This window comes from Galbibacter marinus, assembly GCF_000300875.1.
GTDB classification, from domain to species: Bacteria; Bacteroidota; Bacteroidia; order Flavobacteriales; family Flavobacteriaceae; genus Galbibacter; species Galbibacter marinus.
On record NZ_AMSG01000007.1, the window covers coordinates 82,501 to 97,739 of the forward strand.

Sequence of the window (15,239 nt, forward strand, 5' to 3'; positions counted from 1 at the left end):
TGTAGCATGCAAATTGAAGTAGTAAAGTCCAAAATACACAGAGTAAAGGTCACAGGAGCAGACCTTAACTACATTGGTAGTATCACCATCGATGAAGCATTGATGGAGGCTTCCAATATCATTGAAGGAGAAAAGGTACAGATCGTTAATGTGAACAACGGTGAGCGTCTTGAAACATATGCCATTAAAGGCAATCGAAACAGTGGGGAAATCACCCTAAATGGGCCTGCTGCACGACGTGTTCAACGCGGAGACATCATTATCATTATCGCCTACGGCACGCTTGATTTCCAGGAGGCCAAGCACTTTAAACCTTCCATTATTTTCCCTAACGAAAATGATAATTCTTTAAAGTAAGGTGAATTCCAGATTAAAAAACATACTTAAAAATACACTCCCACTATTGCTGGGAGTTTTTTTAATCGGTTATTCATATTCGATAACCTCAGCGGAGGATCGAAAAAACATAGTAGAAGCCATCAAAGAGGCCAACTACTTCTGGGTTATCATATCCCTTATACTGGGGCTTCTAAGTCATCTATGTAGAGCAGTCCGATGGAACTTGTTACTAAAACCTTTAGGCTATCAACCACGACTGATCAACAACATTATGGCTATATTTACAGCCTATTTAGCCAATTTAGGAATTCCACGCTCTGGTGAATTACTAAGAGCCACCACTATCAGCACCTATGAAAATATCCCATTCCAAAAAGGATTTGGAACAATTATAGCTGAGCGTGTAATTGATGTAATTATGCTACTGCTAATTGTTCTTATCACAGGGATTCTACAGACTGAGATCATTCTTGATTATTTTGCCGCAAAACAAATCAATTACATCAAACTCATCGCATTGGGTGTTGGATTGCTGATTTTCGGAAGCCTATTCTTGTTCTTTATAAAGAAAGCTAAAAGTGGGATTTTATTAAAGATTAAACACATAGTTCAAGGCTTAATCGAAGGTGTAAGTAGCGTTTTTCAGATGAAAAATAAGGGTTTATTTATCATCTATACCATTGCGATTTGGGTATTGTATATCGCCATGTTTTGGGTGGTGAAATTTTCCATCCCACAAACAGCTGATCTTCCAGTAAGCGCTATCTTAGCTGCCTTTGTTGCAGGTGCCTTTGCTATGACTGCCACCAATGGTGGAATAGGTTTATACCCTATTGCTGTTAGCAACATCCTTTTGATTTACGGGATAAGTAAAACTACGGGAGACGCATTTGGGTGGATCATGTGGTCTTCACAAACGATCATGGTGGTTCTCTTTGGAGCAATCTCATTTCTTTTACTCCCGATAATTAATAAAAACAAATAATTTCTTATCTTTCCGATTCCAAATCTTATGTATCATGAAAAAGAATGCCCTGGCAAGCATTTTAATATTGCTATGCACATACTTTAGCCTTGCTCAAGTCACATCAACTTCTATAGAGTCCATTAAACTCGCTGAGAAACGAAACATAAAACTTTATGTACCCGAAGATTACAGCCCAGAGAAGACCTATCCCCTTGTGGTCGTTTTAGACGCTGATTACCTATTTGACATTACAGTTGGAAATGTAAAGTTCTACACTCATAAGGATAAAATGCCACAGTGTATTATTGTGGGAATTGATCAGGGACAAAGCCGATATGAAGATTGTTATTACAATCCAGACAGCGGTTTTCCGGATAAAAAAGGAAATGCGTTCTTTGAGTTCATCGGCATGGAACTCATTCCAATGGTAGCTAAGAATTACAATTTAGCTAATTTTAAGGCTATTATAGGCCATGGTATCACAGCCAATTTCACCAATTATTTCCTATTTAAGAAATCACCGCTCTTTAACGCTTATATAGAATTATCACCTTCCTTTGCCCCACTAATGGAGAGTAAAGTTCCTAAACGTTTAAGCGAATTAGAACAAATGGTATTTTACTACCTAGCAACAGCAAATGAAGACGAAACTGAAAATCAACAACGCATTGAAGTGTTTCACAACCAGACAAAAGGATATAACAACGATCAATTACATTTCTACTATAACAATTTTCAGAATGCTGATCATTATTCTGTTGCTTCTTTTGGTATTCCGATAGCTTTTGACCAGTTCTTTAAAGTTTATAAACCTATAAGCGTGAAAGAATACAAACAAGAGATCCTTACCTACAATGGCCCTATTATTGAGTATTTGACTGAAAAATACGCCACTATTGAAACCTTATTTGGATTTAAAAAACAGGTTAGTCTAAATGACATGATGGCTATTTATGCTGGGGCCAAGAAAAAAGAAGACTTAGAGTCCATAAAAGAATTGAGCAAAATTGCCAAAAGTGAATATCCAAATACGATGCTTGGGTTCTTCTGGGAAGCGGAGTATTTGGAGCAATTAGGGGAACCAAAAAAGGCTCTTCGCACCTATGAAAAGGCTTTTGGCATGAGTGAAATTGATTTTGCCACCAAAGATCTAGCTTTAGAGCGAATGGAATCGCTAAAGGCTGATTTTGGATGGTAATCTTAAAGAGTAGACTCTCGTTTTACTAAACTAGATTTGATAATTTCAGTGACAAAAGGCCTATTTTCATAATCAGGATCCTCTAGACGCTTAATTAGTAAATCAGCGGCTTTCTCACCAATTTCTTCACCTCCTTGACTTACGGTGGTAAGCGAAGGGCTACTACTTATGGAGATAATGCCATCAGTGAATCCTATAATAGAGATATCCTCAGGGGCTGATTTGCCCATTTTTTGCGCTATTTTCATGGCTGAAACTGCAAAGAACTCCGTTACCCCGAACACGGCATCAACGGTATGGTTTACAAGTAAATCTTCTATAACCTCTGATCCTCCATAGGGATCTTCGACCTTGACAATTAAATTATCGTCCACTTCAATTCCGTTGTCTTCTAAAGCTTTTCGGTAGCCTTGAGTCCGCAAATTACCAACGCTCATATAATCTGGCATACTGATAAGAGCGATATTCTTACGGCCCGATTCAATCAAATAGGTTACCGCATTGTATGCCCCTTGGAAGTCATCAATAATAACTTTGTCACATTCGACCTGATCGGTAACACGGTCGATCATAACCACTGGCATTCCTTGGTTAATAACCTCTTTAATATGGTGGAAATCTTGTTTGTTTTCTGTTCCCATCGAAAGAGACATGATAAATCCGTCTATACTTCCATTGGCAAGCATTTGCATATTAATCACCTCTTTATCAAAAGATTCGTTTGAGATACAAACAATTACATTATATCCTTTTTCCGTGGCTAAACGTTCAATTCCTGTGATCACAGAGGAGAAAAAATAATGGACAATTTCGGGAAGGATGATTCCAAGATTTTTAGTTTTTTGATTCTTCAAACTCAAGGCAATATTATTAGGCTTATAGTGGTGCTCTTTTGCGAATGCCTGAATAATCTCCTTGGTCTTTTCACTAATTTCTGGACTGTCTTTCAGCGCCTTAGAAACAGTAGATATCGACACATTGAATCGTCTTGAAATCTCTTTTAGCGTTATTTTTTGCCTCATTTTCCTTTTCCTTTATTGCGAAATCAAAATTAAGCTTTTTATCCTATCCACCGCAATTTCATGATAACATTACGGCATAATTGCAGATTTTGATTCAAATGATATTTAATTTTAACAAAAACTCATTTCCTTTTGGGCCTTCCTTTTACTAAATGGCTCATTATTGTAAATATACAGATTTTTTTCAGGTTATTTTTCAAAAGGGATTCTGCCAAAAAAAGAATTACTTATATAACTTATAGTGTCTTATAGTACCATCAAATTACATCCCCTTATATCGGAGTGATCAAAACGACCAATTACCTCAAAGGAATCTCCTTTTAATTTTCCTAAATCCTGTGTGGCAATAAATGAACAGGAATTCAAATTAGCAAGGTCGATAATATTCATCCCTCCGGATTTGCCAGCTGGCAATAAACTCAAAGGATCTTCTGGGTCTCTTATGATAATTCTCATCCAGGGTGGACAACCAAAAACTCCATCACCTTTTGAATATGCTTGTGAGAGTAATTCCGTCATTCCATATTCCGAGTGGATATGTTCAAGGCCAAAACCATTTTTTAGTAATTGATGTAGCTCACTACGGATGAGTTCCTTTCTCCTTCCTTTCATCCCCCCGGTCTCCATGACAATAGTGTTTCTAAGGGAAAACTGGTGCTTCTCAATAAGATCTAAAAGGGCAAATGATACACCGATTAGTAGGATTTTTTTTCCTGATTGATCCAGCTCCTTTAATCGAATTGCAAGCTCATCAATGTTGTGCAAATAGAAACCACTGTCCTTTGCCCCTGACTGCTTAATCATATCATTGGCCATATAAATAAGTGAAGAGCCTGTTCTCTCAAGATAAGATGGTAACAAAGCTAGCACTGTATAGTCTTTGATTTCACTGTAGAAGTGAGTAAATCCTTGCCTAAAACTTTGCTCATACACCCCCAAATCAGTAACGTAATGCTTACTCGTTATACTTCCAGTGGTACCACTACTTGTAAAAATAATATCTGTTGAATCCGTATGACAAGTTACCTTTCGGGATTTAAAAAATTCGATTGGCAAAAATGGAATCTGCTCAATTTGAGTTACCTCTTTGGGTGTTATACCAAGGTGGTTACAAAATTCTTGATAGGTTTCATTAGCTCTATACTGAAATCCAAATACCTCCAAAGCCACTTTATTAAAGTCCTTATCAGATTGAATATTAAAAATAGCGTGGGGATCCATAAACTTTATTTAACCCGACAAAAATACACAAAATAGTAAGGACATATTCATTGTCACGCTATGCTTTTGTAAAGTATAGAATTATCTTAAAAAAAATTGGTTTCATCATTAAATTCGTAAATTAGAAAAAGGCTGCCAAAGGCAACCTTCATTTAAAAATAATCAAAACCGTACTATCTCGTTAGAAGCTTAAACTATATCCCAAAGAAAAAGAAGTTCCAAGATCTCTGTAAGAGAAGTTTTGACTGGCTGCTCCATAGGACTCATACCAGCTTTCTTTCTTATCATTTAGAATATTGGACAGTTTAAAACTAATTTTAGAGTTTTGCTCTTTACCGAAAGTTTTGGAGATATTAAAATTCAAACTATTGAAGGGTTGAGTGTAAACATCAGGATTTTGCCCAAATCCTACTACCTCTAAAGTTTTACCTTGCACGTTATAGAACACTCCTGTCTCTAAACCTAATTCTCTATTATTATAGTTAAGTCCAGTATTGACCAGAAATGGTGATTGACCTTGTAAGTTTCTAGTATCCTCAATAACCTCGCCATCTCTTGCAAAGATCTTCCTTGAATCATATTCTTGATCCTCTCCTTTTGCCATGTCAATTTTTGAATCGATTACAGATACATTTAAGTTTAGAGATAGATCACTAAGACCCTCCGAAATAAAACCGAAGTTTTTTCGAGCTTCTACCTCAACACCTATAACCTCAGCTGATGGCGAATTACGCGGTGTGAACTGGTTAGGAGCTGTTATATCATAAGCCACAATTTCTATAGGATCTTTGAAACGTTTATAGAAACTACTTATCGCAAACATCTGTGCTGCATCGCCGAAGATTTCAAATCGAAAATCAAAATTGTCAATATATGTAGGCTTTAGATCAAGGTTCCCCAAGAACATTATTCCCGTAAGTAGATCAGGGATCTGAACGACGGAAAGCTCTCTGAAACTAGGCCTTGCTGTAGTTCTAGAATAGGAAAGTCTAAAGTTCTGATTCTCCTTGAACTCGTAAATAAAGTTTGCTGAGGGAAAGAAATCAAGCTCATCGATTGTTTTAACATCATCGTAGTTCTCAGTTCCTGTATTGTTTTGTCCTGTAAAATAGGTGGTGAAATATTCAGCTCTTAACCCTAATATAGCCCTAAATTTATCAGTTACTTTAAACTCATTGGATACATAAGCAGCAGCAGTATTTTGATTGGAATCAAAAGTATTGGCAGGCTGGAAATTTCCTCTTAAATAAGAGCCAGAATTATTATCTGTATTCCATATGTTTTCTGGTCTAAGTATAGCATTTGGATCACCTTCTAAACTAGAAGTGGAGAAGTTATAAAAGGCAATATCATAATTATGGATACTGTAATCACGTTGCTTATAACTATATAATCCACCAAACTTAAAGACCGACTTATTATCAAATAATGTGTAATTTTTAGTGAAATCGATTTTACCTACAGCGTTAATTTCTTTTAGATCCCTCCATAAACGAATTGGGAAACCAGCATCAGAACTAATACTATAACCATCAGGATTGATAATAAAAGTGGTAAGACGAACATCTTTATCTTGAACACTACTAAAGGTTGGAGACAAACTCCACTCAGTGGTAAAGGTGGCATCTTCAGAGGTGTGTTTTCCAGACAATAGCACATTACTCACCGAACGTTGGGTGTATTCAAGATTGTCCTTTTTTACATCTATCGCATTGGAAATTTCTGTTCTTTGATTAAACAAAGCCGCTCTTTTCTCTCCATTTTGAATATGCAAGAGATTCAATTTATATTTCGACCTTCCAGTTTTATAAGAAAGTCCAGCTAATGCGGAGGCCAGCACATTGTTTAGGCCTAGATCTCCACGCTGTCTTCTGTCAAAACGTAATTCGTATTGGTCACTTTCAGCAGATTTTTGATATACACCATTTTCAAAACCTTCATAAAATTCAGTGGAATTTTTAAAATCTAGTGAAGCAATGACTCCAAGGACATTATCATCTCCTACGTTGAATTGATTTCCGTAACTAAACCCTAAGCTAAAATCAGGCATTGAAGTTTGTCTCTCTGCGGCCATATTAGATTCTATCGAACGAGTATAGTCATCCAAAACACTGTTATTTCTGGAATCTGAAGGACTAGGTATATTTGCATTTTCTGGAAATGGCAAATCTCTTGTTCCATCATCAAACCCTAAAAAATCTGTAGCTCCCCCTTGGTAACTCAAGTAATTTTCATTAAAATGCATGCTTGGATTATATCCCAAGGATGCTGAAAATGAAAGCTGTTTTTGCGTTGGAAAATCCTTAGTTACAATGTTCACAACACCTCCTGTAAAATCTGCAGGTAAATCGGCAGATGCGGATTTTAATACGATCACATTTTCAAGTATATTAGTAGGAAAAATATCCATCTGCACCGTGTTCTTATCAGGGTCAAGTCCAGGGATATCCATACCATTTAAAATTGATTTGGTATATCGGTCACCCAATCCTCTAACATAAACATATTTTCCGTCTTGTACAGAGACACCAGGAACACTTTTTATTGCGGAAGCGATGTCACTAGCACCTGTTTTTTTAATGGACTCCAAAGACAACCCATCCATAAGTGTAACTGAATTCTTTTGAAGATTCAACACGGAAGCTTCTGTGTTTTTCCTCACTGTAGTGGTAACAACAACCTCATCTAATACCGCTGAGGAAGCGTGTAAAGTTATATTTACTTCTGTTGTTTTTCCTTCTTCAATTACAACTTCTGTGACCTGCTGGGAGGAATACCCCACAAAGGAAAACAATAAAGTATAGGTGCCCTCATTTAGGTCTAAAGTATAATCTCCATCAAAATCTGTGGTAGTTCCAACGGTTGTTCCACTCACTGATACATTTGCAAAAGGAAGCACATCATTAAACTCACCATCCATTATTTTTCCCCTTACGGTCCCTTGTTGTCCAAAAGCAAACTGAATAAACATGGATGCTATTGCGACTAATAAGAGTTTTTTATTAATCATTCTTTTGTGTTTAATTTTCATTCTATTCTTTTCAATTCTTTTCTTTTCAACAAAATGTCCAAAAGCCTATAAACCAGCCTTTGGACATCTTTTTTATAATTATTTTTTAAGTTCTAATTTAAATTAAGAACTCCTGCAGCAAAAGCGTCCGTCCACGCGAACACTGAAATGTCAGCACCCACAGTAGCGTTATTTAAAGAAACATTTGTAGCATTATTGGTGAATTTCACTTGATCCCCAGGGGAGAAATCTCCTGTAAAAATTTGATCGATGGTTAACCCTTCAGCTAATACTAATTCCCAGTTGGAAAAAACAAGCCGATCATTGGTCAATTCTGTAGCTGTATCTGGCCCATTTATATGAACGGTAGCGTCAGTTCCAAATCCTACAGCAAAAATATTGTTAAGATTTGCGATAAGTCCGTCTCTTAAATCAGCATATTTACTAGAGGTACCTGCACCAATTAAAGTGATGTTTTCCATGGTAAATCCAGCCTCTGTAGTAGCAGATCCTTCTGGTCCATCTAATTCTAAAGCCGTTCCAGATTCAGTTCCCATAACCACCACTCCGTTACTAAGTGTTCCACTCCAAGCTTGATCAGCGTCAAAACCGTCATCGCCTTGAGACCAAACAAGTGCATTTGTCACATTAACTGACCCTCCAAACCACTCTATACCATCATCTTGATTAGCAACAACCTCAACGTGGTCAATAGTAGTTCCTGAACCTACTCCGCCTAAGGTTAGGCCGTTAATTTCATTATCTGCTCCAATGGTTATACCACCATGACGGATAGAGATATACTTTATAGTTCCTGAATTATCCGCTGGATCTGACCCACCGTATTGTCCATAAGACTCAGTAGCAGGAATTCCTTCGATTTGAGCCGTTTGAACATCACCGTTTACAGAAATAGGCGCCTTACCTAGAACTATCACACCTCCCCAAAGACCCACATCTGAACTAGATAAGGTTCCTGTAGTTTGCCCGGGTTCAATTCCATCCAATATGGAAGTAAAGATAATTGGAGCATCTGCAGTTCCTTCTGCCATTAGTTTAGCACCTTGATCTACTACTAGTGCTGAGGCTAAAGATTCTTGTCCTTCTGCTCCTTTAACAATGGTTCCAGGTTCGATAGTTAAGGTAGCACCTTCACTAACTACTACCTTACCATCTAATATATATATGTTTTCAGCAGTCCAAGTCTCATCCGCAGTCAAACTACCACTTTTAGTGATTGTAGTCCCTAATGGAGCAGTAGGAATAGCTCCTTTTGTCGCAGCAAAAGTCCAGCTAAACACGTCCATATTCGCTCCTACCCCTCCTTGAGATCCAACGGCTTGTGCGTTGTTCAGGAATTTAACCTCATCACCTTCATTGTAATCTCCTGTGAAAACTTGATCCATAGTAATTCCTTCTGGTAATACAATTTCCCAATCTGAGAATGCGATACGATCACTAGCCAATTCTGCAGCGGTGTCTGCACCATTGATACTTACTGTAGCATCCGCTCCAAAACCATAGGCAAAAACATTATTGAGATTAACAATAAGTCCGTCTCTTAGATCAGCATATTTACTTGAGGTACCAGCACCTATTAAAGTGATATTTTCCATTGTAAATCCTGCTTCAGTAGCAGCTGATCCTTCTGGTCCATCTAATTCCAAAGCTGTTCCAGACTCCCCACCCATAATAACAACTCCATTGCTAAGTGTTCCACTCCATGCTTGATCAGCATCGAAACCATCATCTCCTTGTGACCATACTAAGGCATTGGTCACATTCACAGTTCCACCGAACCACTCAATACCATCATCTTGGTTTGCAACAACTTCTATGTGATCAATAGAAGTACCAGAACCTACTCCTCCAAGGGTAAGTCCGTTGATTTCGTTATCCGCTCCGATAGTGATACCACCGTGCCGGATAGAGATATATTTCAAGCTACCTGAATTATCAGCAGAATCAGTTCCTCCATACTGTCCATAATCTTCAGTAGCAGGAATTCCTTCGATTTGAGCTGTTTGAACATCTCCGTTTACAGAAATAGGTGCCTTACCTAAAACAATAATCCCACCCCATAATCCTACATCTGAATCCGATAAGGTTCCAGTAGTTTGACCTTGCTCTATACCATCTAATACGGAGGTAAAGATAATCGGTTTACTAGGCGTACCTTCTGCCATTAATTTAGCTCCTTGATCTACAACTAGCGCAGAGGCCAAAGATTCTTGACCTTCAGCACCTTTTATAATGGTCCCTGGTTCAATGGTCAAAGTAGCACCTTCACTAACTACTACCTTACCGTCTAAAACATAAATGTTTTCAGCGGTCCAAGTTTCATTTTCAGAAATCTTTCCAGTCTTGGTGATCTCTTCTCCTAGTGGCCCTGGATCTGGATCAGGATTAAAGTTATCATCATCACTCGAACAAGCTGTCATAAGAATTGCAACCAAAGTAACAACGGGTAATAATTTGATTTTCTTCATTTTGGTTTTGATTTAAATTTTGTTTCAATGTTTTTCATTTCTGACAATTGAGAACATTTTAAAATTGTTCCGTTGCAAATAAACGAGCGATATCGAACTTTGAAGTTACCCTCAGGTTAAAGATCAACCGAGTTTATGTTACCTTTAGGTTATCATATTAAATGAATGTTAAGTGCTTTAATTAATTAATATTATCTTTACTTTTGGACAGTAATAATCAGTATTAGATTTTAATAATTGTTTAAAAATCTTTTAGTTATAGAACACATATAAACTGTATCATACTGTTTAATCAAATAATAAATCACAATGAAAAAAGGAGAAATTAAAATCCTCTTGGTAGATGATGAACCGGATATTTTGGAAATTGTTGGCTACAATTTATCCTCAGAAGGGTATAATGTAACCACAGCCAAAAATGGTCATGAGGCCATCACCAAGGCTAAAAAGGAACGGCCACATCTGATTATTTTAGATGTTATGATGCCTGAGATGGATGGTATTGAAACTTGTGAACAGATTCGCAAAGCTCCAGATCTTAAGGACACCATAATTACCTTTTTAACCGCTAGAGGAGAAGATTACTCTCAGGTAGCTGGGTTTGACGCTGGAGCAGACGACTACATCACAAAACCTATTAAACCAAAATTACTCATAAGCAAGGTTAAGGCCTTACTAAGAAGACTCAAAGAGGAAGATGGACCTGCAGATAGCATGGTACATGTTGGTAACATCACTATCAACAGAGATGAATACAAAATCGTGCAATCTGGAAAAGAAATAATCCTCCCACGTAAGGAATTTGAATTGCTTTCTTTACTTGCGAGTCGTCCTGGGAAGGTTTTTAAAAGGGACGAAATACTAGATAAAGTTTGGGGAAATGAAGTAATTGTCGGTGGTAGAACTATCGATGTTCACATTAGAAAATTAAGAGAGAAAATCGGGGATGATCACTTTAAAACTGTCAAAGGAGTAGGCTACAAATTTGTCCTATAATTGATCCAGAAAACCAATCACTATAAATTAATGGTTCTCTTCTTGGTTGTATTAAATTAAAAAGTTAATAAAGGTCTTTGAAAAGAAAATTAAAAAAGTCATACCGCTTTGCTCTGCGATCCTCTGGCATTATTACATTGTTAAATTTATGCCTCTTGTTATTTTTCCATTACATGGACTTGAGCTTGTTTTGGATGATTGCATTCCTAACACTATGCATCTTTGCGTTATCCTTTATAGTACTTCAATATAGAGTAGAACGATTTATCTATAGAGGAGTTAAAAAGATCTACGATGATGTCTCATTGTTAGAGTCCACTTCTTTTCAGGATCAACCAGTAACCACAAATATGCAAACCTTAACCGAGGAAATTGAAAAGTTTGCTAACAATAAAAAGGTTGAAATTGAAACCCTTAAGATCAGGGAAGGGTATCGCAAAGAATTCCTAGGAAATATATCCCATGAACTTAAAACCCCGCTATTCACAGTACAAGGTTATATTCTTACGCTTTTAGATGGCGCAATGGATGATAAGCAGATTCGCAAAAAATATTTAGTTCGAGCCAGTAAAGGTGTTGAACGATTGATTTATATCGTACGAGACCTAGATATGATTACCCGTCTAGAGGCCGGAGATTTACACTTGGAGCTGGAAAACTTTGATATAGTAGAACTCATTCAAGGAGTTTTCGATATGATGGAAATGAAGGCCCATAAAAAAGACATCACGCTGACCTTTGATACAGTATACAAAAAGCCCATTATGGTCCATGCAGATCGCGAACGCATACAACAAGTCGTTTCTAATCTAGTGGTGAATTCCATTAAGTACTCCAAGGCTTCTAGCACAACGGAAGTTAGCATTGAAGACCTTGTTAAAAATAAAGTTATTGTCCGCATAACAGACAACGGTGAAGGAATTCAGAGTCAAAACCTGACAAGGATTTTTGAACGATTCTATAGAGTTGATAAAAGTGGAAGTAGAAAAGAAGGCGGCTCTGGGCTTGGGTTAGCCATTGTTAAACACATCATTGAGGCGCATAAAGAAAAGATATATGTGGAGAGTGTCTATGGCGTTGGTTCAGAGTTCTCTTTCACTCTTGAAAAGACTAAAGAAAGCACTAAGGTCTAGCTCAGCATCCACTGCACTTAGGCCTCTAAAACCAGCAACGCGATCTAGCATTTTAAGTTCGAAATCGTCTTGTTTACAATATGGAACAAGCTTCTCTTGCTCTAAACGCTTGGCTAGATACTCCTGTTCATACTGCCCAGGGGTTGGAATAAAAAATGCGCGCTTACCGAGTTTCGCTAAATCCAAAATGGTCGTGTATCCAGATCTTGATAACACGAGCTTACTTTGATTAAATGCCTTTTCCAGCTGCGAAGTATTCATGTAATTGTAAAGCAGAATATTGTTTTTTTTAATTACCTCTTGTTTGGCCTCTATTTTACCTTTTATAAAAATAACCTCTCCAGAGTACCTCGAGAGTTGTTGTAGTAGTTTGGCTTCTAACATTGATCTTTGAGGTTCTGGCCCTGAAATTAGCACCATTAAGTCATAGATTTTCTCGTTTTCTAAAGTATTTAACCGACTTACTGCACCGATGTATTTTACCTTAGGGTTTTGGTTTTTCAAATGACCTAATTTGCCACTTAAATTTGGATCGCCTGCTACATCTGGCACCCAACACTGATCAAATTTTTTGATGATTTCTTGATGGATTTTGGAGCTAATCCAAGTCGTGGTTCCCGTGAGTACATTCAATTGATGGGTGATAAAAACAGAGGGAACATCACTATATGATACGCCAAGGCGATTATCAGATATAATACCACAGATACCCAAAGTTTCTACTAACTGTTTGGTCTGCTTTTTCTCCAAGGCTATCGCCTTTAGAATTTTAGGAGTATCCCAGAGCATTTTTAGTTTAAAATAACGTGCTTTTTCGGCATACTGTATTCTATACGAAGGGAATTCAACAAAACCAAGCCGTGGAAATTCCTTCTTTAATAACGCTAAGGCATCGCCATCAGAAGCAATAACAGGCTCAAGATTTTGATCCAAAAGCGCCCTTATAATGGGAATACATCTTGTCGCATGTCCCAAACCCCAATTTAAAGGCGCCACAAGAATTCGTTTTCTATTTTCCATAACTTCAAAAGAACAAAATTTTTCGCTGTTAAAGATTTCCTTAATTTTGCCAAATAATTAAATAATTGTAGTGGGGAGTAAAAATAAATTAAAGCGTTTTAAAGAAAATGAAACATTTTCTAACGTTATCCAACCAAGCAGAGAAGAGTTGGTGGGTGAAGAATTTTCTTTAAGAGGGAAGTGGGGCAAGGACTTCTTCAACAATAACAATCCTATCATCCTAGAGCTTGGATGTGGAAAAGGTGAATACACGGTAGCTTTGGCAAAAAATAATCCAAATATCAACTATATCGGTATTGATATCAAAGGTGCACGATTTTGGAGAGGAGCAAAAACTGCAGTTGAAGAAAACTTAAACAATGTCGCCTTTATTAGAACGCAGATAGAACTTATTGAATACATTTTTGCTTTCGAAGAGGTTCGAGAGATATGGATTACTTTTCCAGACCCTCAAATCAAGTATAAACGCACCAAACACAGACTAACGAATCTCGAGTTCTTAAACCGCTATAAGAAAATATTACATCGCGATGGATTTATCCATCTTAAAACCGACAGCGAGTTTATGCACGGGTATACCTTGGGACTATTACATGGTCTTAATTGGGAGGTTTGCTATGCAAATCACCACATTTATCGTAATGAAGGAAGTCCAAAAGAAGTTACTGCTATTCAAACTTTCTACGAAAAACAGTATCTTGAACAAAATAAACCAATTACATACCTAAAGTTTAAACCGAGAGAATGTCGCATTTAATTATACTTTTCTTCGCTACTTTTTCAGCCTCACTGATGGCGATAGTCTTTCCAGGACTTGTCAATATTACGGCTGCGAAAACAAGCGCGAAGAAAGGTAAAACCAATGGTATAGTGTTTGCCGTTGGTGCATCTACAGTGGTGTCAATGCAAGCTTACTTAGGTGTAATTATTTCAAAATACCTGTATAAAAATCCCTTTGTAATTGATCTATTGCTAAAAATTGCATTAGTAGTTTTTGCATTTTTCGCTATATATTTCTTTGTTCTTGCCAAAAAGAACAAACACAAAAACAAGCATAAGGTACACCAGTTAACCATTGAAAGCAATAGAGTACGTACCTTTTTTAAAGGCATGCTTATTGCAGCTCTAAACGTCCTCCCTATCGCCTATTTCTGTGGCATGAATGCTGCTTGGAACGTCTCTGGATGGATTAAATTCGAATTGTGGGACATCTTAGTTTTTGTGATAGCATCAGGACTTGGCACTTTTGCCATGTTGTACATGTACGTGTTCTATTTTGACAAGCTCGAGAATAAGACCAATAATTTTTCTAGGTACTCTGATTACATCCTAAGTGGACTAATGGGGCTTTTATTAATTATCACCCTTATTCGCTTGTTTTACATCACCTATTAGATGTAATCCATTGGAAGGGTACAGAATAATTTCACAAACAGATGGAGCAAAACTTTTTTAAACAGGTTTACAAAGTAACAAGATGCATTCCTTATGGCAGAGTAACTACCTATGGCGCCATAGCAAAATACTTAGGTGCTGCAAAGAGCGCACGTATGGTAGGATGGGCTCTAAACGGAAACAGCGAAAATGAAAATGTTCCTGCTCATAGAGTCGTCAACCGAAAAGGCTTATTGACTGGAAAACACCATTTTCAGGGTACAAACCTCATGCAACAACTTCTGGAGAGTGAAGGAATTATAGTAAAAGACAATCAAATTCAGAATCTTGAAAACTACCTTTGGGATCCATCAAAGGAATTATAAGAGACTTACATGAAGTATTGTTTATTAATGATTTATTTTTCCAAAATTACCCGGTAAAGTTTACAAATTTACCCACGCAAGAGC

General features: G+C 37.2%; 13 protein-coding genes. 8 read left to right on the forward strand and 5 right to left on the reverse strand.

The genetic code is table 11. The annotated features are described in order from the left end of the window. Positions 1-6: 6 nt before the first annotated feature. The 3 genes from panD to I215_RS07210 are packed head-to-tail and all read left to right on the forward strand — an operon-like array spanning position 7 to position 2,504. Positions 7-357, forward strand: coding sequence for an aspartate 1-decarboxylase (gene panD / locus I215_RS07200; protein WP_008991304.1), 351 nt, complete (start codon positions 7-9; stop codon positions 355-357). A gap of 1 nt (position 358) precedes the next feature. Further along, the gene (locus I215_RS07205) at positions 359-1,324 is read left to right on the forward strand and encodes a lysylphosphatidylglycerol synthase transmembrane domain-containing protein (RefSeq protein WP_008991305.1); all 966 of its coding nucleotides are present in this window, start codon (positions 359-361) and stop codon (positions 1,322-1,324) included. Between the two features lie 34 nt (positions 1,325-1,358). Further along, positions 1,359-2,504, forward strand: a complete 1,146-nt coding sequence (locus I215_RS07210) for an alpha/beta hydrolase (RefSeq protein ID WP_008991306.1) — start codon at positions 1,359-1,361, stop codon at positions 2,502-2,504. Positions 2,505-2,506: 2 nt separating this feature from the next. Here I215_RS07210 and I215_RS07215 read toward each other — a convergent pair whose 3' ends face one another. From I215_RS07215 to I215_RS07230, 4 genes are all read right to left on the reverse strand, one after another. After that, complete coding sequence (locus tag I215_RS07215) at positions 2,507-3,526, reverse strand: LacI family DNA-binding transcriptional regulator (RefSeq protein ID WP_008991307.1); 1,020 nt, start codon at positions 3,524-3,526, stop codon at positions 2,507-2,509. 246 nt (positions 3,527-3,772) lie between these two features. Further along, positions 3,773-4,747 carry a LuxE/PaaK family acyltransferase gene (locus tag I215_RS07220; protein ID WP_008991308.1) on the reverse strand — a complete coding sequence of 325 codons (975 nt, stop codon included), beginning with the start codon at positions 4,745-4,747 and terminating at the stop codon, positions 3,773-3,775. 181 nt (positions 4,748-4,928) lie between these two features. Then, positions 4,929-7,757 (reverse strand): TonB-dependent receptor, encoded by a 2,829-nt coding sequence (locus tag I215_RS07225; RefSeq protein WP_040459994.1) that lies wholly within the window; start codon positions 7,755-7,757, stop codon positions 4,929-4,931. Positions 7,758-7,870: 113 nt separating this feature from the next. Continuing rightward, positions 7,871-10,246, reverse strand: coding sequence for a hypothetical protein (locus tag I215_RS07230; protein ID WP_008991310.1), 2,376 nt, complete (start codon positions 10,244-10,246; stop codon positions 7,871-7,873). A gap of 309 nt (positions 10,247-10,555) precedes the next feature. On the opposite strand from I215_RS07230, the gene I215_RS07235 reads away from it, so the two are divergent. Both I215_RS07235 and I215_RS07240 read left to right on the forward strand, forming a co-directional pair. Then, the gene (locus I215_RS07235; protein WP_008991311.1) at positions 10,556-11,242 is read left to right on the forward strand and encodes a response regulator transcription factor; all 687 of its coding nucleotides are present in this window, start codon (positions 10,556-10,558) and stop codon (positions 11,240-11,242) included. 194 nt (positions 11,243-11,436) lie between these two features. Then, on the forward strand, positions 11,437-12,375 hold the full coding sequence (locus I215_RS07240) for a sensor histidine kinase (RefSeq protein WP_394330794.1): 939 nt from the start codon (positions 11,437-11,439) through the stop codon (positions 12,373-12,375). On the opposite strand, the gene I215_RS07245 is transcribed toward I215_RS07240, so the two are convergent. After that, entirely contained in the window at positions 12,325-13,395 is a 1,071-nt protein-coding gene (locus I215_RS07245; RefSeq protein WP_008991313.1) for a glycosyltransferase, read from the reverse strand. The two genes, I215_RS07240 and I215_RS07245, sit on opposite strands and share 51 nt — an antisense overlap. Positions 13,396-13,465: 70 nt before the next feature. Between I215_RS07245 and trmB the strand changes: the two genes are divergently transcribed. The 3 genes from trmB to I215_RS07260 are packed head-to-tail and all read left to right on the forward strand — an operon-like array spanning position 13,466 to position 15,155. Next, on the forward strand, positions 13,466-14,152 hold the full coding sequence (trmB, locus tag I215_RS07250) for a tRNA (guanosine(46)-N7)-methyltransferase TrmB (RefSeq protein ID WP_008991314.1): 687 nt from the start codon (positions 13,466-13,468) through the stop codon (positions 14,150-14,152). Continuing rightward, positions 14,140-14,790, forward strand: a complete 651-nt coding sequence (locus tag I215_RS07255; RefSeq protein WP_008991315.1) for a LysE family transporter — start codon at positions 14,140-14,142, stop codon at positions 14,788-14,790. Before trmB ends, I215_RS07255 begins: the two co-directional genes overlap by 13 nt. 41 nt (positions 14,791-14,831) lie before the next feature. Next, entirely contained in the window at positions 14,832-15,155 is a 324-nt protein-coding gene (locus tag I215_RS07260; RefSeq protein ID WP_008991316.1) for an MGMT family protein, read from the forward strand. Positions 15,156-15,239 lie beyond the last annotated feature (84 nt).

Coding starts and splice junctions, on each gene's coding strand:
- I215_RS07240 (WP_394330794.1), top strand. CDS start 11,437: ATGATTGCATTCCTAACACTATGCATCTTTGCGTTATCCTTTATAGTA.
- I215_RS07260 (WP_008991316.1), top strand. CDS start 14,832: ATGGAGCAAAACTTTTTTAAACAGGTTTACAAAGTAACAAGATGCATT.
- I215_RS07225 (WP_040459994.1), bottom strand. CDS start 7,757: ATGATTAATAAAAAACTCTTATTAGTCGCAATAGCATCCATGTTTATT.
- panD (WP_008991304.1), top strand. CDS start 7: ATGCAAATTGAAGTAGTAAAGTCCAAAATACACAGAGTAAAGGTCACA.
- I215_RS07245 (WP_008991313.1), bottom strand. CDS start 13,395: ATGGAAAATAGAAAACGAATTCTTGTGGCGCCTTTAAATTGGGGTTTG.
- I215_RS07220 (WP_008991308.1), bottom strand. CDS start 4,747: ATGGATCCCCACGCTATTTTTAATATTCAATCTGATAAGGACTTTAAT.
- I215_RS07210 (WP_008991306.1), top strand. CDS start 1,359: ATGAAAAAGAATGCCCTGGCAAGCATTTTAATATTGCTATGCACATAC.
- I215_RS07235 (WP_008991311.1), top strand. CDS start 10,556: ATGAAAAAAGGAGAAATTAAAATCCTCTTGGTAGATGATGAACCGGAT.
- I215_RS07255 (WP_008991315.1), top strand. CDS start 14,140: ATGTCGCATTTAATTATACTTTTCTTCGCTACTTTTTCAGCCTCACTG.
- I215_RS07215 (WP_008991307.1), bottom strand. CDS start 3,526: ATGAGGCAAAAAATAACGCTAAAAGAGATTTCAAGACGATTCAATGTG.
- I215_RS07230 (WP_008991310.1), bottom strand. CDS start 10,246: ATGAAGAAAATCAAATTATTACCCGTTGTTACTTTGGTTGCAATTCTT.